Annotated in this window: 19 protein-coding genes; 13 read left to right on the top strand and 6 right to left on the bottom strand. The window is 58.5% G+C overall.

The features are described 5' to 3' along the window. Positions 1 to 75 precede the first annotated feature (75 nt). The 7 genes from JL39_RS02760 (at position 76) to JL39_RS02730 (ending at position 7,550) form a co-directional block, all read left to right on the top strand. A complete protein-coding gene (locus JL39_RS02760) occupies positions 76 to 699 on the top strand; it encodes a hypothetical protein (RefSeq protein WP_037145804.1) in 624 nt (207 codons plus the stop codon). After that, positions 671 to 1,207, top strand: coding sequence for a hypothetical protein (locus JL39_RS02755; protein ID WP_152601010.1), 537 nt, complete (start codon positions 671 to 673; stop codon positions 1,205 to 1,207). The genes JL39_RS02760 and JL39_RS02755 overlap by 29 nt, the downstream gene beginning before the upstream one ends. A gap of 403 nt (positions 1,208 to 1,610) precedes the next feature. Next, the gene (locus JL39_RS02750; protein ID WP_037145800.1) at positions 1,611 to 2,744 is read left to right on the top strand and encodes a hypothetical protein; all 1,134 of its coding nucleotides are present in this window, start codon (positions 1,611 to 1,613) and stop codon (positions 2,742 to 2,744) included. 587 nt (positions 2,745 to 3,331) lie between these two features. Further along, a complete protein-coding gene (locus JL39_RS02745) occupies positions 3,332 to 4,045 on the top strand; it encodes a GntR family transcriptional regulator (RefSeq protein WP_037145798.1) in 714 nt (237 codons plus the stop codon). A 37-nt stretch (positions 4,046 to 4,082) separates the two neighbouring features. Then, positions 4,083 to 5,333 (top strand): FAD-binding oxidoreductase, encoded by a 1,251-nt coding sequence (locus JL39_RS02740; protein ID WP_037145795.1) that lies wholly within the window; start codon positions 4,083 to 4,085, stop codon positions 5,331 to 5,333. A 105-nt stretch (positions 5,334 to 5,438) separates the two neighbouring features. Continuing rightward, a complete protein-coding gene (locus JL39_RS02735) occupies positions 5,439 to 6,581 on the top strand; it encodes a Xaa-Pro peptidase family protein (protein WP_037145792.1) in 1,143 nt (380 codons plus the stop codon). A gap of 57 nt (positions 6,582 to 6,638) precedes the next feature. Further along, complete coding sequence (locus JL39_RS02730) at positions 6,639 to 7,550, top strand: dihydrodipicolinate synthase family protein (RefSeq protein WP_037145790.1); 912 nt, start codon at positions 6,639 to 6,641, stop codon at positions 7,548 to 7,550. 65 nt (positions 7,551 to 7,615) lie between these two features. On the opposite strand, the gene JL39_RS02725 is transcribed toward JL39_RS02730, so the two are convergent. Beyond that, positions 7,616 to 8,959 carry an MFS transporter gene (locus tag JL39_RS02725; protein ID WP_037145788.1) on the bottom strand — a complete coding sequence of 448 codons (1,344 nt, stop codon included), beginning with the start codon at positions 8,957 to 8,959 and terminating at the stop codon, positions 7,616 to 7,618. A gap of 314 nt (positions 8,960 to 9,273) precedes the next feature. On the opposite strand from JL39_RS02725, the gene cyoA reads away from it, so the two are divergent. The 5 genes from cyoA (at position 9,274) to JL39_RS02700 (ending at position 14,327) form a co-directional block, all read left to right on the top strand. After that, positions 9,274 to 10,497 carry a ubiquinol oxidase subunit II gene (cyoA, locus tag JL39_RS02720; RefSeq protein ID WP_037145786.1) on the top strand — a complete coding sequence of 408 codons (1,224 nt, stop codon included), beginning with the start codon at positions 9,274 to 9,276 and terminating at the stop codon, positions 10,495 to 10,497. A gap of 20 nt (positions 10,498 to 10,517) precedes the next feature. Then, positions 10,518 to 12,521, top strand: a complete 2,004-nt coding sequence (gene cyoB, locus JL39_RS02715; protein ID WP_037145784.1) for a cytochrome o ubiquinol oxidase subunit I — start codon at positions 10,518 to 10,520, stop codon at positions 12,519 to 12,521. Between the two features lie 13 nt (positions 12,522 to 12,534). Next, entirely contained in the window at positions 12,535 to 13,146 is a 612-nt protein-coding gene (cyoC, locus tag JL39_RS02710) for a cytochrome o ubiquinol oxidase subunit III (protein WP_037145782.1), read from the top strand. Beyond that, positions 13,143 to 13,550, top strand: a complete 408-nt coding sequence (gene cyoD / locus JL39_RS02705; protein WP_037145780.1) for a cytochrome o ubiquinol oxidase subunit IV — start codon at positions 13,143 to 13,145, stop codon at positions 13,548 to 13,550. The genes cyoC and cyoD overlap by 4 nt, the downstream gene beginning before the upstream one ends. A gap of 105 nt (positions 13,551 to 13,655) precedes the next feature. Next, positions 13,656 to 14,327, top strand: coding sequence for an SURF1 family protein (locus tag JL39_RS02700; protein WP_037146145.1), 672 nt, complete (start codon positions 13,656 to 13,658; stop codon positions 14,325 to 14,327). A gap of 514 nt (positions 14,328 to 14,841) precedes the next feature. On the opposite strand, the gene JL39_RS02695 is transcribed toward JL39_RS02700, so the two are convergent. The 4 genes from JL39_RS02695 to JL39_RS02680 all read right to left on the bottom strand — a co-directional run bounded on the left by JL39_RS02695 (position 14,842) and on the right by JL39_RS02680 (position 19,918). Then, positions 14,842 to 15,459: a sulfotransferase family 2 domain-containing protein gene (locus tag JL39_RS02695; RefSeq protein WP_037145778.1), complete on the bottom strand. Its 618-nt coding sequence runs from the start codon at positions 15,457 to 15,459 to the stop codon at positions 14,842 to 14,844. Positions 15,460 to 15,572: 113 nt separating this feature from the next. After that, positions 15,573 to 17,489 (bottom strand): sulfate adenylyltransferase subunit CysN, encoded by a 1,917-nt coding sequence (gene cysN, locus JL39_RS02690; protein WP_037145776.1) that lies wholly within the window; start codon positions 17,487 to 17,489, stop codon positions 15,573 to 15,575. After that, positions 17,489 to 18,388, bottom strand: a complete 900-nt coding sequence (cysD, locus tag JL39_RS02685) for a sulfate adenylyltransferase subunit CysD (RefSeq protein WP_037145774.1) — start codon at positions 18,386 to 18,388, stop codon at positions 17,489 to 17,491. Before cysD ends, cysN begins: the two co-directional genes overlap by 1 nt. Positions 18,389 to 18,904: 516 nt before the next feature. Then, positions 18,905 to 19,918, bottom strand: coding sequence for an AraC family transcriptional regulator (locus JL39_RS02680; protein WP_348270551.1), 1,014 nt, complete (start codon positions 19,916 to 19,918; stop codon positions 18,905 to 18,907). Between JL39_RS02680 and JL39_RS02675 the strand changes: the two genes are divergently transcribed. Continuing rightward, complete coding sequence (locus tag JL39_RS02675) at positions 19,911 to 20,771, top strand: SDR family oxidoreductase (protein ID WP_052182604.1); 861 nt, start codon at positions 19,911 to 19,913, stop codon at positions 20,769 to 20,771. The two genes, JL39_RS02680 and JL39_RS02675, sit on opposite strands and share 8 nt — an antisense overlap. On the opposite strand, the gene JL39_RS02670 is transcribed toward JL39_RS02675, so the two are convergent. Continuing rightward, positions 20,731 to 21,315, bottom strand: a complete 585-nt coding sequence (locus JL39_RS02670; protein WP_037145770.1) for a rhodanese-like domain-containing protein — start codon at positions 21,313 to 21,315, stop codon at positions 20,731 to 20,733. The two genes, JL39_RS02675 and JL39_RS02670, sit on opposite strands and share 41 nt — an antisense overlap. Between the last annotated feature and the right edge of the window lie 9 nt (positions 21,316 to 21,324).

Below are 21,324 nucleotides of genomic sequence, written 5' to 3'. Positions count from 1 at the left end.
ATCGTCGGCTTTGTCGGCGGAATAATTAACGGGTAGCGACCGAATGCGTCGCACCCTTCAAAAGGAAAAAGTGCGATGCAGAAAATTGGAATGCTCGACGCGTTTGTGCGTCTTTCTGAAACTGAGGATGCGACATTCTCGCATCCTGCCGGGAATGACGATCAATCCCGGCTGATCAAGATGCGGGTTCTTGCTGAAAATCCCGTCAATCTCTTCCTTGAACGGCTGGACGCTGACCCGGAAACGGGTGAGGTCGGGGAACTGCGGTTTCTGACGCATGTTGAAGCCGGTCTTGATCAGATCGAATTTTACTATCGCGGGGCGTTCGCGCTTCGCGTGAAGGGCGGCACTATCTGGCTTGATACTGCCGACAACACGGCGTTCAACGTCGAAAGCGTCTCTCCGGAGAGCTTCGCTCGTCTGTGGGAACGTGAGGAACGCGATCCGCGTATCCTCGAAATCGAGCGCCAAGCCCGTCACAATCAGATGATTTTGCAGCAGCAAATGGAGGCCGATAGGGCCGAATTTTTCGCCATGATGGAGGCAATGAAGAAGAATGTCACTCCGTCTGCGCCTGCTGCAACTGTCGGAACGCCAAGCGTATCAGGCGATGCTGCAGGGCAGGTGCCTGCCTCGTCACCTTCAGGCGATACGGGAGCGCCTGTCGGAGATGAAAGCGGAACTGGCGGGCAATCCTAAGACCGCCATGGACTACCGCAACGCTGATCCGGCGCAAGCCTTTCCAATGGCAATCGAGGCCATGCGCAATTCCGGCTTCCTCAAGACAGCCAGGTATCAGGAACAGCAGGTGAGGGCCTACACTGTAGGAGCGGACCCCCTCATTTGCGAGTTCGCTGGTAAGGTCGTCCAGTCTGCTGCCAAGCTCGGGATACCTCTGTTCGCACATTGCATTGTGCGAACCTTCGATGAACAGGCCTCCGCGTTCGCGCGGGGCGTCTCGAAGGTCAATCCGGCTGTGCAGCCGTGGCCGCATAAGGCGTGGGCCGTGGACATCGTCCACGGCACCTTGGGGTGGATGGACAAGCCGTCCATTCCCCACGCATGGGAAGTCATCGGCCACCTCGGCTATAACGTCGCGCAATCGATGCAGATTGACGTGACGTGGGGCGGCACCTTCAAGCGCCTGTACGATCCGGCTCATTTTGAGCTTTCGGACTGGCGCAAGAGGGCAGGGGAGGGGGCTTGATGAACCCTATGTTTGCTCAAGCCCTTCCCGCGTTGTGCGGCGGCTTCCTCGGTGCATGGGTCTTCATGACCTTTCTGCATTACTTCGGGAAAGCCTCTGCCAGATCGGGGCGGAAACGGCCGCTCCGGGACCGTGGAGCGAATAGCGAACCAAAGGGGGGCGTAGCGCCGCCCCCCGCACCCTGCGGCGTTTCCTCGCCCTCTGTGGGCGATTAACCGGCGACGGTTCGGCTTCCGAAACGTCAACTCCCGCCTCAAAAGCAAAAGGAACAGCCAATCAGAATAGATTGGCCGCTCCTAAAAGCACGCGCGTACTATACCTCACGTATATGTACGCGCGGGCGTGTGTGTTCTCCCTTGTACAAATGTGCATTTACTGACTGCGATCAAGAAACGAGGCGAATATGTGCGAAAGCCCAAATAAACTGCGCGATGGTAGCTTGGTCGCATGTCGAAAATGCTGGCAATGCAGCCAGAACCGAATTGATAAATGGGTCGGGCGGTGCATTGCCGAAAGTAAGACCAGTGTCGCCACGTCCTTCATAACGCTGACCTATGGTCGCGATGAGGACGGTAACGAGAGCCATGCAAGGGCGGCGATCCTGACTTACTCAGACGTGCAGAAATATTTCAAGCAATTGCGAAATCGCGGCTATCCCTGCCGGTATCTTATGACCGGCGAACATGGTTCTGCGAAGGGTAGGGCGCATTGGCACGGCATAGTGTTCTGGCAAGAACGCGTCCCCACGTCGATGACGGATTACGGCGGCAACTCATGGCACAGGACCCAAAGGGAGGTTCCTGTTGAGGTGCCCATCGTGTGGGATGAGCGATTTAATGAACCCTGTTGGGTCCACGGCTTTAGCCAGTGGTCGGCGGTTAGGCCGCGAAACGAAAAGGGTTCAATCGCGTATGCATGCAAGTACATCAACAAAGATGTTGATGACCCGCATGCTCAATCAAAGCTCGCGATGTCGAAAAGGCCGCCCTTGGGGACGGCATTTTTTGTGAAGCGAGCGCAGAAGTTCGTGGATGAGCGGATTAGTCCTCAGGACCCGTTCTATACCTTTCCGTTTGATGCTGTCCGCCAGGACGGCAAGCCGGTCAACTTCATGTTGTCGGGGAAAGTGTACGAAATCTTCTGCCAAGCCTTCATCGATAAATGGAAAGAGCAGGTAGGCGGGCATTACCCGCATAGCGATTTTCTCGATGAATACGAGGACCGCAAACTCCGGAAGGATAGCGGGGATTATGAATATCTCGGCGCTGGCCGCTATGTGCGCGTGCCATCTGCCGACATCGTTAAACAAGAAGGAGCGAAGCCATGTCGAAGCGTAATTCCAGAAAAATTTCGTCGCATCGAGAGGGGAGGGGGGTCTCCACCTCCAAGATTGACCCCATTGCAGTGGGTCGAAACTCTGTCCGATCGGTGCGTCTTCTGGATGTCAACCTCAGTGACGTTGCTAGGTCGATACAGCCTAGCGAAACAGCAGCCCGCGTCCGGCAGGCGCGTATGGATGCGGTCAATGAAGGTTTGAAAGAAGCGCGGCGCGACAGCATCAGGCGGCTCAATGACGCCCATAGCGCCGCAAGAGAGGCCATCAGTAAAACGCCATCGCGGCCGAATCAGGTCCGCGTCAGCGATTACGGCTCTATGAGCCGGGACAAGGCCAAACAACACGTTAAGGAGCCCGAAAACTTGAGGTCACCAGATAAGGTGCGCGACGGACCAACGTGTAAAGAAAGGCCGAAACACAATCGCGGTAATGGCGGGTCACGGGCGTTTGTCCCGTGGTGTGGCCGTAGGACGTAAGGCCAAAAAAACGGGGTAGACGTTCCATAACCACTTGCAAAACGAAAACAAATCAGAGCATGAATTTGTTGGCGCGTTATTCGAACAATAGGCGGTTTGCCTTAAAACGCTTTGTTGTTGGAATATCGTTCTAAGGAGTTTGCAAAATTCTTGCTTTGTTCCCGCAAGATCGCGTAATACATATTATGGAACCAAAGACCGTACCTAAGGTCCAGAAATCGAGTCTTCTTGGCATATAGGGATTTTCTGTCGACACAATGTGTGCAATTGTCGCCGCAGCATCGCTGACGTTACATAGGACGGTGATTGATAGTGACGAAAGAAACGGCAAAAAACGGTGTTACCCGCGTCCGCGGCTCCGGCACCCAGAGCGTCTATACCGTACTCCGCCGTGAGATTCTCGCCATGACGCTGACGCCGGGCAGCCCGCTTGACGAGGTCCGGCTGTCGGACCGTTTTGGCATGTCGCGCACACCGATCCGTGAGGCGCTGCTGAGACTTTCCGGCGAGGGCCTCGTCACGACGCTGCCCAATCGCAATACGATTGTCGCGCCTATCGATTTCGCGGCGCTACCCACCTATTTCGACGCGCTGACGCTGATGTACCGCGTAACCACTCGCGGCGCAGCATTGCACGCGACATCGGAGGCGATGGGCGATATCCGCAGGCGTCAGGAGGAATTTGCCGCGGCCGTGGTCGCCCGCGATGCCTTCGCGATGATCGAAGCTAACCGCGAATTCCATGTGGCAATCGCCGAACTTGCCGGCAATCCCTATTACACCGCTTTGTTTACGCGGCTTCTCGATGAAGGACGACGCATCCTGAGGCTCTACTACCGCACCTTCGATGACCGCCTACCCCGCCAATATGTCGATGAGCACGAAGAGATGATCGCTGCGATCGAGGCCCGCGATCCAGAGCGTGCCGACCAGCTCGCCATGAGGCATGCCGCCCAGATCGTCAAACAGATCCAGGACTATGTCGCCCGCGATCTCGGCCATCCGATCGATCTCTCGGCCAGCTGACCCATACCTTCCGAATTCGTCACACAGGATAGATACCATGAACAACCCTTCGGTCGATGCCGTCGTGATCGGCTCGGGTATCATTGGCGCGATGGCGGCGCATTACCTGCAGCAGGATGGCCGTTCGGTGATGATGATCGAACGCGGAGAGGTATCGAGAGGCGCAAGCAGCGGCAATGCCGGCATTCTTGCCTTTCCGGAAATCATCCCGATCGCCGCGCCCGGCACGATATGGAAGGCGCCGAAATGGTTGCTCGATCCGCTCGGTCCCCTCAGCCTTCCGCCCTCCTATGCGCTCGCCATGGTGCCGTGGCTGTGGCGCTTCTGGCGCGCCGGCGCTCGCGCTGCTTTCAATCGAACGGTCGAGGTGAACGCGAAAATGATGCCGCTGGCACGCAGTGAGATGCTTCGGGTCATCGGGCGCACCGGCCTCGAGAAGATGGTGAGCCGGACCGGGACACTCGACCTCTACGACAGCGAAGAAAGCCTCTTTGCAGCCTCGACCGATTGGGAGGCGAAACGCAATGCCGGCTTCGAGTTCAACCGGGTGGGCCGCAGCGAAATTGAAACCCTGCAGCCAGGACTGGCGCCGCAGTTCCGGCATGGCATCTTCACCCCGGATGGCCTGCAGGTTTGCGATCCTTACGATTTCACGAAAGCACTTGTCGACCACGCCATCTCTTGCGGCGCCTCGCTCAGGATCGGCGAGGTCACGCGCATCGAACCGACGGCATCGGGTGCCCGCGTAGCGCTTTCGGATGGCGCGGCCTTCGAAGCAAAGACCGTCGTGCTTGCCGGTGGTGCGTGGTCGAAGTCCGTCGCCGCAAGTCTCGGCGATTATGCGCCGCTCGAAACCGAGCGCGGCTACAACACGACATTACCCCCCGGTGCCTTCCCGCTGCAGCGCCAGCTCTATTTCAACGACCACGGGTTCGTGGTGACGCCGCTTTCTTCCGGCATCCGCGTCGGCGGCGCGGTCGAGCTCGGAGGGCTCAATCTGCCGCCCAACTACAAGAGGTCGGAAGCCATGCTGAAGAAAGCGAAAGCTTTCCTGCCCGCATTAAAGACCGAGGGTGGCCGCCAATGGATGGGTTTTCGTCCCTCCATGCCGGACTGCCTGCCTGTCATTAGCCCTTCGAGTGCCACATCAGCGGTCATCTACGCCTTCGGCCACGGGCATCTCGGCCTGACCCAATCGGCAGCAACCGGACGTCTGGTCGCCGATCTTGCCGCTCGCCGCCAGCCCGCCCTTCCCATCGAGCCGTTCCGGATCGGCCGTTTTCGTTAATCCTTAAGAGCATTCGCAGGCGCCGGAAAAATGTGCCTAAATGCCTTGTCGACAAACTAAATACAAACCTGTATAGAACCTTCCAATATTGAAAAGGAACCGGCTATGTCCTGGTCTCATCCCGTCCCGAAGATCACCGATGACGAGCGACGACAGCGCCTTCAGCGGCTGCAGACCACGCTTGCGGAAAAAGGTCTCGAAGGACTGCTGCTTGGTTCGACGGAAAGCCTGCGCTATTTCACAGGCCTCGAATGGCATCCAAGCGAGCGCCTGCTCGGCGCGCTGGTGACGCCGAAAGACGTTTATTACATCGCGCCCGGCTTCGAGCGGAGCCGCGTCGAAACCCTACCCCGGCTTCCGGGCGAAATCGTCACTTGGCAGGAGGATGAGTCGAGCGCGGCGCTGGTTGCCTCGCTGATGCCGGCGGGAGGAAAGCTCGCGCTCGATGATGCCCTGCCGCTCTTCGTCTACCATCAGCTCGCCGCGATCTTCGGCCCTGACCGTCTTGTCGATGGCGGCCGGCTCATCCGCGATTTGAGGCTTCGCAAGTCGAAGGCCGAGATTGCTCTGATCGAACATGCGATGGGCCTGACACTGGAGGTCCACCGCCGCGCACATGCCCTCATCAAGCCGGGCGTCAAGGCTTCCGAAGTTGTTCGCTATATCGACGAGCAGCACCGCGCGCTTGGCGCCGAAGGCGGCTCGTCCTTCTGCATCGTCTCGTTCGGGCTGGCGACCTCGTTGCCGCACGGCGCCGATGGCGACCAAGTCTATGCACCGGGTGATGTCGTGCTGGTCGATACCGGCTGCCGGCTGGACGGCTACCACTCCGACCTCACCCGCACCTATATGCTGGAAGAGCCTACCAAGGAATTCGCGGACGCCTGGGCGGTCGAACGCGAGGCGGAACAGGCCGTATTCGACGCCGCCCGCCTCGGCGCAACCTGCGGCAGCCTCGACGACGCAGCCCGGCGGGTGCTCGCGAGACACGGGCTAGGTCCGGATTATATGCTGCCGGGCCTCCCGCATCGCGCAGGGCACGGATTGGGCCTCGAAATCCACGAGGAACCCTATCTCGTCCGGGGCAATGCAACTGCTCTGGAACCCGGCATGTGCTTCTCGAACGAGCCGATGATCGTTTTCCCCGGCCGGTTCGGCATCCGTCTCGAAGACCATATCCATATGACCGAAACCGGGCCTGAATGGTTCACCCAACCCGCAAAAAGCCCGACGGAGCCGTTCGCGTGACAAGCCCCGACAGGGACACGCGCATGGTACGATCCATCAACCACAGGAGTTCTTCCAATGACCACAGGCTGGACCGGCGTCTTTCCCGCAGTGACGACACAATTCAATGAAGATTTCTCCGTTGACCTCAAGGCTACGCAGGGCGTGCAGGATGCGCTCGTCAATGATGGCGTCAACGGCCTCATCGTCATGGGGACCTGCGGCGAGAACAATTCGCTCGACCCGGAAGAAAAGCGCACGATCCTGAAAGCCGCTGTCGAAGTGGTGAACGGTCGGGTGCCGGTCGTCACCGGCGTTTCCGAGTTCGACACCCGCCGCGCGGTGGCTTATGCGAAAGATGCCGAAAAGCTTGGTGCCGACGGCCTGATGGTGCTTCCGGCGATGGTCTACGTGCCGAAGCCCGAAGAGCTCGTCGCCCATTTCAAGGCGGTTGCCGAAGCGACCTCGCTGCCGATCATGCTCTACAACAATCCGCCGGCCTATCGCGTCAATATCGGCGTCGACGTGCTGCGCCAGCTCGAAGACGTGCCGAACATCAAGGCGGTCAAGGAAAGCGCACCGGATCCGCGCCGCTTCACAGACCTGATCAACGTCTTCGGCGACCGGTTCGATATTTTCGCCGGCCTTGACGACGTGGCGCTCGAAGGGCTGCTGCTCGGTGCCAAGGGCTGGGTCTCCGGCCTCACCAGCGCCTTCCCGCGGGAATCCGTCGCGTTGGTTGCCGCTGCTGAGCGGGGCGACTGGGAAGAGGCCCGTAGCATCTATCGCTGGTTTATGCCGCTTCTGCATCTCGACGCGGAACACGACCTCGTCCAGTCGATCAAGCTCGCCGAGCAGATCATGGGCCGCGGCTCCGAGCGCGTGCGCATGCCACGCATGCCGCTTTCCGGCGCGCGCCGGGCAGAAGTCACCGCCATGGTCGAGAAGGCGGCTGCGACACGTCCGACGTTGAGCAGAAAGGCTGCGTAGGGCAGCCCTCCTTTTCACGGTCAACTTTCAATGCCGGGCCTTGTGTCCGGCATTTTCATGTCAGGTTACCGCTGCCCGCCCGGCTCATTACTCTGGTCCAGCACCCGGCTAAGGCTGAGCGCGATGATCGTGCAGATCGCCCCGGACATCAGATATCCGCCGATGAAGATGATACCGAAACTGCTGGCGAGCCCCAGCGCCACCAATGGCGCGAAGCCTGCGCCGACAAGCCAGGCGAGATCGGATGTCAAAGCAGCGCCGGTATAGCGGTAATATTGCCCGAAACGGGAGGAGACGGCCCCCGAGGCCTGGCCGAACGAGAGGCCCAGAATACCAAAACCGATGATGATGAACGCATCCTGCCCCGTCCCGCCGGCATCCAGCAGGAACGGCGCGGAAAAGCTGAAGATGGCGATGATAACTGCGCCGATCATCAACTGGTTGCGACGGCCGATACGGTCGGCGATGACGCCGGACAATACGATCCCGATAACGCCGACAGCCGCGCCCGCAACCTGCACCCAAAGGAATTCCGCGGCCGACTGCCCGCCTGTGAGCGTTACCCAGCTCAACGGGAAGATCGTTACCAGATGGAACATGGCAAAGCTCGCAAGCGGCGCGAAGGCGCCGAGCACAACGTCATGGGCGTGCTTGCTCAGCATTTCGAAGACTGGCCGGGGCTCCAGTTCACGCGCCTCCATAGCCGCTCCGAACTCCTTGCTGGCGACGATACGCAGGCGGGCGAAGAGCGCCACGACATTGATCGCGAACGCGACGAAGAACGGATAGCGCCAGCCCCAGGAGAGAAAATCCTCTTCGGAAAGATTGGCGACGAAATAGCCGAACAGGATGCTCGCCAGCGCAAAACCGAAAGGCGCACCGAGCTGCGGGATCATCGCATACCAGCCCCGGCGGTTGGGCGGCGCGTTGAGATTGAGCAGCGAAGCCAGCCCGTCCCAGGCTCCGCCGAGCGCAAACCCTTGCCCCAGGCGGAAAAGCGCCAGCAGCGCCACCGACCACAGGCCGATCGTGTCGTAACCTGGCAGGAAAGCGATCGAGGCCGTCGATCCGCCCAGGATAACCAGGGCGACCGTCAATTTGGTGCCACGCCCGTAATTGCGGTCGATCCACATGAAGACGAACGAGCCCACCGGCCTCGCCATGAAGGCGAGCGGGAAGATCGCGAAGGACATGAGGGTGGCCGCCACCGGATTAGGGGCGAACGGGAAGATCAGCTTGGGGAAAACCAGCACGGAGCCGAGGCCGTAGACGAAGAAATCGAAGAACTCGGACATGCGACCGATGATCACACCGATGGCGATGCTGCCGGGCGAAATCGGCTTGTCGTCATGAATGCGGCGAGCATCCCGCTCCATACCTGACGATGTGGGATTGACGACCGTGCTCATAAAGCCTTCCTCCTGGCGATAATCCGCCTCAGCTTTGAAATGTTGATCAAATGCCGGCCGAGTTCAAGGAACCTCTTCAAAAAACGCCGATTGTAGTGGCACGAGACTCTGGCGGGCCAGGGGTTCTGTCCTAGATTTCCGCGAACAGCGATTGGCATATGCTACTCCAACGGCGACAAGCTTTGACCAAAACGATCGACAAAAAATCTTGCTGCACCGCGACAGATTGCTGCACTGCGACGAACGACCTCATTCCAGCAGGGGCATCGCCGCGATTAGTCCACACTAGACAAAACGCAAATTTCGAGCCCGAGATGCCCACTCTGTTGAAGTTCACCGGACGGTTGTTCGCTCTCCTGCCTGCCTTGGCGCTGACCGGATGCAACCTGGTCGTCATGTCTCCATCGGGCGATATCGCCGCGCAGCAAGCGGATCTGATCGTCGTCTCGACGGTGCTGATGCTTCTGATCATCGTGCCCGTCCTCTGCTTGACGCTGTTTTTCGCGTGGCGTTATCGCAGTTCAAACACTGCCGCGAAATACGACCCCGATTGGCATCATTCGACACGGCTGGAGGTCATCATCTGGTCGGCACCGCTTGCCATCATCATCGCACTCGGCGCCGTGACCTGGATCAGCACCCACAAGCTCGATCCCTATCGGCCGCTGGATCGCATCGATGCCGAAAGGGCCATCCCCGCTGAAGTCAGGCCGCTGAGGGTGGAAGTCGTGGCGCTCGACTGGAAGTGGCTGTTCTTCTATCCCGACTACGGCATCGCGACCGTCAACGAGATGGCCGCTCCCGTTGACGTGCCGATCAACTTCAAGATCACCGCATCGTCGGTCATGAACTCCTTCTACGTGCCCGCGCTGGCCGGCATGATCTACGCCATGCCGGGCATGGAGACCAAGCTGCACGCCGTCATCAACAAGGAGGGCGAATATGATGGTCTTTCGGCGAACTATAGCGGCGACGGCTTCTCCCACATGCGCTTCAAGTTCCATGGCCTGCAGCAGGCCGGCTTCGACGCATGGGTCGCGCGGGTGAAGGGCCAGGGCACAGCACTCAATCGCGACACCTATCTGAAGCTTGAAAAGCCGAGCGCAAAAGAGCCGGTCCGTTATTATGCCAGCGTCGAGGACGGACTTTACAACGCCGTACTCAACATGTGCGCCACGCCGGGCAAGATGTGCATGAGCGAGATGATGCATATCGACATGATGGGCGGCGGCGGCGCGGAAAGCCATGAGAACCGCAACCGGCTGGAATACGACAGCCGCCATGCAGGTGAAGCCGCCCACGGCACGCCGGCTCCCGCAGCTACCTTCCCTGCCACCGGCAACCCGGCCCGCAGCCCCGAACCGGCGGAAGGCGTGAACAATCCTCAGCGACCCCAGTCGCACAACGGGTCTCAGGGGCAGCCGATGAACCACGACATGCACAACATGCAGGGCGATACGCCCGGAAGCACCCCCGGAACCTCGCAGGGCAGTGCCGCGCCGGCGCAGATCAACAACGTCGCTCCGGCAAAGCCCTGAAAGAGATCTGGTAGAAACCCATGTTCGGCAACACCACGCTAACGCAATTCCTCTTCGGGCGGCTTACATTGGAAGCCATCCCCTATCACGAACCCATTCTCGTCGTGACCTTCCTCGTCGTCGCGATCGTCGGCATCGCCATCCTGGCGCTGATCACCAGATACAAGCTTTGGGGCTATCTCTGGAAAGAGTGGTTCACCAGCGTAGACCACAAGAAGATCGGCATCATGTACGTGGTGCTGGCGCTGATCATGCTGCTACGCGGCTTCGCCGACGCGATCATGATGCGCCTGCAGCAGGCGATCGCCTTCGGCGGCAATGAAGGCTACCTCAACCCGCACCATTATGACCAGATCTTCACCGCGCATGGCGTGATCATGATCTTCTTCATGGCCATGCCCTTCGTGACGGGGCTCATGAACTTCGTCGTGCCGCTGCAGATCGGCGCGCGCGACGTCTCCTTCCCGTTCCTCAACAACTTCTCGTTCTGGATGACCACGGCCGGCGCGATCATCATCATGATGTCGCTTTTCGTCGGCGAATTTGCCAGAACCGGCTGGCTCGCCTACCCGCCGCTTTCCGGCGCCGACTACAGTCCGGGCGTCGGGGTCGACTATTATATCTGGGGTCTGCAGGTGGCGGGCGTCGGCACGACGCTGTCGGGCATCAACCTGATCGCCACGATCGTCAAGATGCGGGCACCCGGCATGACCTTCATGAAGATGCCCGTCTTCACCTGGACCTCGCTCTGCACCAACGTGCTGATCGTCGCGACCTTCCCGATCCTGACCGCCACCCTCGCCCTTTTGACGCTCGATCGCTATGCGGGTACAAACTTCTTCACCAACGACCTCGGCGGCAATCCGATGATGTATGTGAACCTCATCTGGATCTGGGGCCACCCGGAGGTCTACATCCTCGTGCTGCCGGCCTTCGGCATCTTCTCCGAAGTGGTGGCCACTTTCTGCGGCAAGCGCCTCTTCGGTTATGCTTCGATGGTCTACGCAACCTGCGTGATCATGATCCTCTCCTACATCGTCTGGCTGCACCACTTCTTCACCATGGGTTCGGGCGCGTCTGTGAACGCGTTCTTCGGCATCACCACGATGATCATCTCGATCCCGACCGGTGCGAAGATGTTCAACTGGCTCTTCACCATGTATCGCGGCCGCATCCGCTATGAGGTTCCGATGCTGTGGACGGTCGGCTTCATGGTGACCTTCGTCATCGGCGGCATGACGGGCGTCATGCTTGCCATCCCGCCCGCGGATTTCGTGCTGCACAACTCGCTTTTCCTGATCGCTCACTTCCACAATGTCATCATCGGCGGTGTGGTGTTCGGCGTGCTGGCGGGCGTGACTTACTGGTTCCCCAAGGCCTTCGGGTACAAGCTTGATCCGTTCTGGGGCAGGATGAGCTTCTGGTTCTGGCAGATCGGTTTCTTCTTCGCCTTCATGCCACTCTATGTACTCGGCCTGATGGGCGTCACCCGCCGTGTGTCCCAGTTCGAGGACCCGTCGCTGCAGATCTGGTTCGTCATCGCTGCCTTCGGCGCCTTCCTGATCGCGCTCGGCATCGCATCCTTCCTCATCCAGCTCGTCGTTTCATTTATCAAGCGCGACCAGCTGCGCGATACGACCGGCGATCCCTGGGATGGTCGCACGCTGGAATGGTCGACCTCCTCGCCGCCGCCGGACTACAATTTCGCCTTCACCCCCGTCGTGCACGACCACGACAGCTGGTACGACATGAAGAGCCGCGGCTACGAGCGTCCGCTTGCCGGCTTCAAGCCGATCCATATGCCGAAGAACACCGGCACCGGCGTCATCCTGGCCGCGATCAGCGTCGCACTCGCCTTCGGCATGATCTGGTACATGTGGTGGCTGGCGATCGCGTCTTTCGTCGCCCTGCTCGCCGTCGCGATCGGCCATACCTTCAACTACAACCGGGATTTCTACATCCCGTCGGAAACAGTGGCCGCAACGGAGAACGCGCGCTCGAAACTGCTCGCGGAACGGACCTGACATGCCAAGTCAAATGCAACTTCAAGAAACAGAGAAGCCGGAATTCTACCTGAAGGAAGAGCACCATCCGGAAGGCAGCACCATGCTGGGCTTCTGGCTCTATCTGATGAGCGATTGCCTGATCTTCGCAGTGCTCTTCGCTACCCACGGTGTGCTCGGCCGCTCTTACGCGGCCGGCCCCTCGCCCGCCGATCTCTTTGATCTGCCGATCGTCGCGATCAACACGTCGATGCTGCTCCTCTCATCGATCACATACGGCTTCGCGATGCTGCAGATGGAGCGGAATGCCAGGGCCGAAACGCTCTTCTGGCTTGCTGTGACCGGTGTCTTCGGAGCGATTTTCCTTGCTCTCGAGCTCTACGAGTTCAATCACCTGATCCACGAGGGCGCCGGTCCGACCCGCAGTGCCTTTCTATCCTCCTTCTTCACGCTTGTCGGCACCCACGGCCTGCACGTGACCTTCGGCATCATCTGGCTGATCACGCTGATGGTACAGGTCGCCAAACACGGCCTGACCCCGGAAAACAAGCGCCGGCTGATGTGCCTGTCGATGTTCTGGCACTTCCTCGACGTCGTCTGGATCGGCGTCTTCTCCTTCGTTTACCTGATGGGAGTCCTCGGATGAGCTCGCACCCGCACGCACCCGCCCATGAAGATGCCCACAATGCGCATCACGGGCACAGCAACGGCCACGAGGCTGGTCACGGCACCCTCAGGAGCTACCTTATCGGCTTCTCCCTTTCCGTCATCCTGACGGCCATTCCCTTCTGGCTCGTCATGGGCGGCGTCTTCGACAGCAAGCTGTTCACGGCCTTCCTCGTCATGGGATTTGGCGTCATCCAGATCGTCGTGCACATGATCTACTTCCTGCACATGAACCCACGTTCGGAAGGCGGCTGGACGATGATGGCGTTGATCTTCACCTTGGTGCTGGTCGGCATCACGCTCGCCGGCTCCCTTTGGGTCATGCATCACCTCAACGTCAATATGATGCCGATGTCACCGGAAATGATGAAGAACATGCCCTGACGGGCAAAACCGATGAGCGCGGCCCCGGATCGCCCAAAGATTGGAAACATGACGCCGGACAAACCAGCCCGTTCGGCTCGGCCCCGCCGGTTTTTCGCGGCGGCCATGCTGTTGCTAGCCACAGCTTTCCTCGGGCTCGGCACCTGGCAGGTGCAGCGGCTTTTCTGGAAACTCGATCTGATCGCCCGCGTAGACGCCCGCATTCACGCTGCGCCAGTCGCGGCACCGTCACCATCCGCATGGCCGGGAGTTGATGCTGAAAAGGACGAATACCGGCGTGTGACTGCGTCGGGCACGTTCGATCATGGTAAGGAAACCCTCGTCCAGGCAGTCACCGAACTCGGCGCCGGCTTCTGGGTGATAACGCCGCTCAGGCAGGCGAAGGGAACAACAATCCTGATCAACCGCGGCTTCGTCCCGGCCGACAGACGCGAGCCTGCATCGCGTGCCGAGGACGAGATCGAAGGCTCCGTCAAAATCACCGGCCTTCTCCGAATGACGGAACCCGGCGGCGCCTTCTTGCGGAACAACGACCCGGCAAGCGACCGCTGGTACTCGCGTGACGTCGCAGCGATCGCCGCGGCAAAAGGCCTGACGAACGTTGCACCCTATTTCATCGATGCGGATGCGACACCCAATCCCGGTGGCCTGCCCGTCGGCGGACTGACGGTCGTCAAGTTCCGCAACACCCACCTCGTTTACGCAATCACCTGGTATCTGCTGGCCGCCATGAGCGCCGGCGCGGCTTTCGCGATTTTCCGCAGGCGGATTGCCTAAAACACGCCGCATCCCGCGGATTCGCCCGAGGTGATCTAACTCCCCGGTTTTTCGTCATCCCGAAACCGGTTCCCGCTTTCGGCCGATATGCTCCAAGCTCGTTCTCCGCCCTTCAATCCCAGTATTCAGGGCATTCGAATCACTGCCGCCATCGAGAACAGGAGTGAGGATGACGGAAAGTGCCTGTCAAAGCCGCCACGGCCCTGATTTTGAGAGGTTCTGCCTCGCTTCGGCACGGGATGTGTGGATATTTACAAAATGTTAGCCACGTCTACTAACGGAACTGGAACCATTCAGGGTGGCAAAAGATAGTGCCGTTGCCGCGGGAAAGCCCCCCAAATACCCCTCCCTGCGGCCGGGAAGTCCGGCTCGGATCACATGAGGCGCGTCGGACCTCCTGTCCCATTTCGATTGGTCGTTCGCTGCAGCCGCTGTGAGATTGTGCCCAGGCTCGGTGATCTTCAGCACACTGCCGTATGATACCTGCTCGCGATCAACATCAATCCCAACGAGCCTATTCGAAGCGATAGCCAAATAAGGCAATGTCACGCTGATGCCGCCGCGCAATTATTTCCGCATCTTCGTCAGAATAGGACCATCTGTAGCCGCGCTCGCTCCGTGAGGAATTTATTCGTTGGCCATAGGGTACGGTTATCCGAAGCCCGTACTTTTCCTTAAGTGACCGAAGATCTTCCTCGAGCCTCTCCTGCCTCAATACTTCATGGACAGCAATTTTTCCATTCTCATCAATAATCCAGTCACTCACTTGCCTTCGTGCATAATCGTGAAGCGACCTCGGTTGGTCCATATCTTCAAGCCATTTGATATAACCGGAGAAACTCAGGTCTTTTATCTGCTCATGTTCCAACAGCATGCCGGAATTTCTTCCACCAGCATCCTTCGATACGTAGTTAAACCAGGAAAGGTGCCAATCCCATGGATTTCGGATGACTGTGAATAGGACGTACTTGGTAAGGCTATCACCACGCTTCTCAAAAATGTCCCGGTATTCAAGAAAGGTCTTGTGTCCCTTTGCTTCACTCCATCGTAGCGTAGGGCATTGCTTGAAGCGTTCACCAAACGCGCTGTTCACGAAGCTTCCGCCGCACTTCGGTGTGTGGATGTGAATCATGGAAAGACCTCGATTCGACAGAAGGCTCTCGATGAAATTCCGTGGCACTCTCATAAATTCGGTCCTCTGCCGTTAAATAGAACGCATTCTGCGGCTACTCTGATTCACGATGTTCAGGTCTCATCCAGGTCACGACCTTGACGCTCAAGAAACTCCTCAATCGCGATGGCAAGCTCCTGCGGACTGCTTCCCACCGTCTGCAAGTGCATATCTGGCTTTTCAGGGGCTTCGTAGCTGGAATCTATGCCCGTGAAGTTCAGGAGCATCCCAGCTCTTGCCTTGGCATAAAGACCCTTAGGATCACGCCGAGCACACTCCTCAATCGGTGTGTCGATGAAGACCTCAATGAAATCGTGACTGCCCATTAAGTCGCGCGCCATCTGCCTCTCGGAACGAAACGGGGATATGAACGCTACCAACACGATCAGGCCAGCATCCGCCATAAGTTTCGCGACTTCCGCAACACGCCGAATGTTCTCAACACGATCCTCGTCCGTGAAACCCAGATCACGGCAGAGGCCATGCCTCACATTGTCCCCGTCTAGCAGACATGTGTGCCTGCCCTTGGCATGGAGCAATTTCTCCAGATTATTGGCGATAGTTGATTTGCCTGAGCCTGAAAATCCCGTGAACCAAACGATGGCGGGGCGCTGGCGCAACAAATTCGCGCGGGCTTGCGCGGTAACTTCCAGAGTCTGCCAATGAAGATTATCCGCGCGGCGGAGAGGAAAATTGATCATTCCCGCACCAACAGTTCGGTTGGTCAGACGATCAATCAAAATAAAATTTCCAACAAGACGATTATCGCCGTAACTGTCAAAAACAATCGGCGCCTGCGTTGCGACATTGCAGGTGCCGATCTCATTCATGCGCAAAGTTTTGCTCGCAACATGACCCAAGTCTGCAACATCGATCTGATATCTTAGGCTGGTGATCGTCGCGTCGACGCTGTCTGTTTCTGTTTTCAAGATGTAGCTTCGACCCGGAAACATCGGCTCTTTGTCGAACCAAATTATATTGGCTTGAAACTGATCCGACACATGGGGGCGTCCCTTCGGCGCGACCAGCATGTCTCCTCTGGATAAATCCAGTTCATCTTCGAGAAGCAAAGTAATCGCCTGCCCTTCCACGGCTTGGGGCAGGAAGCCATCGTAAGTGCTGATCTTCATAACTTTTGACATCCGCCCCGACTTGGCAACTACGACTGGGTCACCTACTCCGATACGTCCTGCCGCGACCTGCCCAGAAAATCCTCGGAAATCTGAGTTTGGGCGGGAGACCAATTGGATTGGGAAACGGAATGGTTTGGATGCATCAACCGATGTCGCCGGGACGGTCTCCAGATGCTGAAGTAAAGTCGGGCCCTCGTACCAAGGAGTATTGGTCGACTTTTCGATCACGTTGTCGCCAAAACGGGCCGAAACTGGAATAGGGCAGATTGAGGTAAAGCCAAGGTCCGACGCAAATCGCCTGTATTCAGCGACGATGTCCTCGAATTTTTCTTGATCGAAAGAAACAAGGTCGATCTTATTGACAGCTAAAACGATATGCGGAACCCGCAGAAGTGACGCGATACAGGAATGCCGCCTTGTCTGGGGTAGAATACCCTTGCGGATGTCGACAAGCATGACCGCTAAATCTGCAGTCGAGGCTCCCGTCGCCATATTGCGCGTGTATTCTTCATGACCCGGCGTATCAGCGACGATGAATTTCCGCCTTTCGGTAGCAAAGAAACGATATGCCACATCAATGGTAATGCCCTGCTCCCGTTCGGCTTCCAATCCGTCCAATAGAAGCGCAAAGTCGATGTCATCGCTGGATGTCGTCCCATGTCTGGCAGAGTCGCGTCGCAGCGCTGCCAAGTGATCGTCGAAAATCAGTTTCGTATCGTAAAGCAATCTTCCAATAAGGGTTGACTTTCCATCGTCTACAGAGCCGCAAGTGAGGAAACGCAGCAGCGACTTGTTCTCCTGCTCATGAAGAATTCGGGAGAGGTTCGGTAATTGCTCACTCGGCATATTATCGACCATCAGAAATATCCTTGACGTTTTTTTCGCTCCATGGATCCGGTTTCATCCTTATCAATAAGGCGGCCCTCCCGCTCCGACGTTCGGGTTGTCAACATTTCAAGGATAATTTCCTCCACAGTCGAAGCCTCTGCTTCAATTGCAGCGGTCAGTGGATAGCAACCAAGAGTGCGGAAACGGACCACCCTTTCCTCGATCCGCTCACCAGCCAGTATCGGCATCCTGTCGTCATCGACCATGATCAACGTGCCATCACGATTCACCACTGGCCTTTTTGCAGCGAAGTACAGTGGGACAACTGGAATGCGCTCCTTGAGAATGTACTGCCAAATATCCAGCTCGGTCCAATTCGACAATGGAAAGACCCGGAATGATTCATTCTGGGCAATCCGAGTATTGTAGGTTTTCCACATTTCCGGGCGCTGGTTTTTCGGATCCCAAGCGTGCTGGGAATTACGGACCGAAAAGATCCTTTCCTTGGCGCGAGACTTCTCTTCGTCACGCCGCCCTCCGCCGAAAGCGGCATCGAATCCGTATTTGTCCAACGCCTGCCGCAAAGGAAGAGTTTTCATACTATACGTATAAGCGCTTGATCCATGGGTAAACGGAGTTATGTTTTGCTGCAGCCCCTCCTGACTGGTGTGGATAAGAAGTTCAATCCCGTATTCTCGAGCAACCCGATCACGAAATTCGATCATCGCTCTGAATTTCCACATAGTATCGATGTGCAACAGAGGAAAAGGAGGTCTGGCTGGATGGAATGCCTTCCGCGCAAGGTGAAGCATAACCGAAGAATCCTTGCCGATCGAATACAACATGACCGGCTTGGCGGACGTCGCAACCACCTCCCGCAAGATGTGGATGGCTTCCGCCTCTAGCCTTTGAAGATTGTTAACGATCATCACGTTTTCCTAAACCATACGTCCGTGCTGAAGGCAATTTACCTTTGTCAACAAGTCGGACATTTAATTGTGGCTCCATCCCAGGGAAACCGTTTGCTGTCGTATAGCCGGCTAATCCGCCCGTTAGGCCAGATTGAGGCGTCCGCCCATCTCGTCAACTAAACCACATCGGCTCAATACGATCGAGAGGACGCCGGGAGATGAGTCGAGGATCGGTGCGCTTGCGCGAAACACGGACCTGACTGCTGACCAGCCCTGCAATAAACGGCAGCCGGGCAGCGGCTGTGCTGAAGGCCGGGGGCATCGGCGAACTCGAAATCCCGGTGCCGCGGCTGCGATCGCGAACGCGATATACAACGCTACCGGCGTGAGGGTGCGCGGCTATCCGATCACGCTCGACAAGTATTTGGCAAAAGTGCTCGGCACAGGCTGAGCTTCGCCTCGTGACCCTCCGCAGATGCACTGGATGGCAACGGCGGCTCCAAGCGGCAATGGCTTCGACCCTCTGCCGCGTCGTTAGTGCCCGTTCCCGGCCCGCCGCGAGCGGGCGAACATGCCGGGCGAGCACCCCAGACGCCGACGAAACGCTGTGCTGAACGCGCTGGCGGACTCGTAGCCGATCTCTTCCGCAAGGCGCTCGAGAGGCTTGCCGCCGCGGCTTAGGGCATCCTGAGCCAGCGTCATGCGCCAACGGGAAAGGTATTCCATAGGGGCACAGCCGAGGGTTTCGGAGAAACGGGCCGAGAATGCCGATCGCGACATGCCCGCGAGTTTTGCAAGCTCCGCCACCGTCCATCCGGCGCGCACATTGGTATGCATTGCACGCAGGACCGACGCAAGGGCCGGATCCTGCATCCCCGCCAGCAAGCCGGCAGGCAGTGCTCCCGGAGCGATGCTGGGCCAGCGCAGGCATTCGACCAGCATGACCTCCAGGAGGCGTTGAAGCATCATTTCGCGCCCCGGCCTGTCGTTGGCGCACTCGTCCATAATGAGATCAATGATGCGAGCCAGACGGGAGGTATCTCCGTCTTCCGCCCCTATGTGAATCATACCCGGCAACAGGGCCAGCAGCAGAGGGGCATTGACGGGCTCGAGCTGGAATGAGCCGCCGAGCATCTCGAAGTCCGGCTCTCCCTCCGGATCTCCATGCCGGATGCTGCTGAACGATGGAATGCCCGGCACGCATGCCGCACCCGGCTCGCTGAGAAGCGAAAATGCCGGCGAGGCAGGCAAGAGTACGAAGTCGCCCCGCTCCTGCGGCACCGGGTCTGCGCCTTCGATGGACAGCCAGCATCGCCCCTTGAGGACGATGGCGAACCCCGGCGCCGCATAGGCCGAATAGCTCACGCCCCACTTTCCGCGGCCGGTTATCGGCTTCGAGAACACTGCATGAGGGCGCAGCAAGGCGATGATGTCGCTGAAAGGGTCCATTCTGGACGATCCATAATAAAATAAAGACAGATAATTATAGATCGTCCTAATCAAATGTCTATTCTCCGCTCTGACAGAAGCGGAGAAACCAATGACCAAAACAATCCTCATCACCGGAACATCATCTGGCTACGGCAAAGCCATCGCCGAGCTTTTCCTCGATCGCGGTTGGAACGTCCTCGCGACCATGCGGCGCCCGGATCCGAGCGTCTTTAAGGTGCAGTCGGATCGGCTGAAAGTGCTTCCGCTCGACGTGACCGACCCAGACAGCATCGCCGGTGCAATCGCCGACGGCGTGGCTGCCTTCGGCGGCATCGACGTCTGGGTGAACAACGCCGGGATCGGCTTGGCCTCCGCGGTAGAGGCGACGCCCGAGGCAGCGATCCGAGAGCTGTTCGAGACCAACACGTTCGGCGTGATGGCCTGTTGCCGCGCGATCATTCCGCAGATGCGCAAGCAAGGCCGCGGTATCATCGTCAACGTCACCTCCAGCGTTACCATCGGCGTCATGCCGCTGTCGGCGGTCTATGCCGCCAGCAAATGCGCCATCGAAGGCTTTACCGAGTCGCTCTCCTACGAGTTGAGCCTGTTCGACATCAAGGCCCGGCTCGTCGAGCCCGGCCTGGCGCCGACCACCAGCTTTGGCGCGAATACTGGAACGAGGATGCAAGGGGTGTTTCCTAAGGACTATGAAGGGTTCGTCCAGGCCTTCTTCGAGAAGATGGCGAACTATCCGACACCGTACTGCACCGAGGCTGAAGTCGCGGAGGCCACCTGGTCGGCTGCAACGGAGGAAGGGGAACGCATTCGTTATCCCGCCGGCGCCGATACCAATCTTCTCGCTAAGCTGCGGTGGTCGACCTGCGAAGACCACTACCTTGCGAAGATCAGAGAGCTGTTCATCCCCACGACTATTTTGCCGGCTCCGACTCCCAAGCCCTATCTGGCTTGACTTCAACCGCCTCGTGGGCCTCCTGCCAACTGTTGATGCCGCCTGGGAACCAATGAACGCCGGTATAGCCCTTCATCACCAGCCGCTTGCCGGCGTTCCAGCTCCCCCAGCAGCCGGGAAGGCAAAAGGTGACGATGGGCTTTGAACTGTCGCCTTGAGTCAGTTCTTCCACGCGACGAAAGAAAGTCTCTTCCTGCGCCGCCTCAAAAGATGCTGCTCCAGCGCCCGGAAACCACACCGCGCCCGGGATGGAGCGATGGGTCGGCAGCCAAAGCCGGTCCCGGGGAAAATCCTCCGGCTTCTTTTCGGCGGGGCCGACATCGAGAAGCACCGGGTTCTTCGGCATGAGCGCCTCAAGGCCTGCCAGATCGATGACGACGGCACCTGTAAGCGTCTTTGGTGTCTCCCCTCGCATCGGTCCGGTCCACAAGCCTTCCGGCTCCGGCACTTCGGCCCGGGACAGTTGCGTGCCCGCCGCGGTCATCAACAAAGCAATCGCAAGTGAAGCGGCAACCCTCACCAAGGCTCCAATCAGCTCGGACATGCCCACACC

This window comes from Rhizobium sp. YS-1r (assembly GCF_000757525.1).
Taxonomy (GTDB): domain Bacteria; phylum Pseudomonadota; class Alphaproteobacteria; order Rhizobiales; family Rhizobiaceae; genus Neorhizobium; species Neorhizobium petrolearium.
Note: the sequence above shows the minus strand (reverse complement) of the source record. Positions and strands in the feature narration are given on the sequence as shown.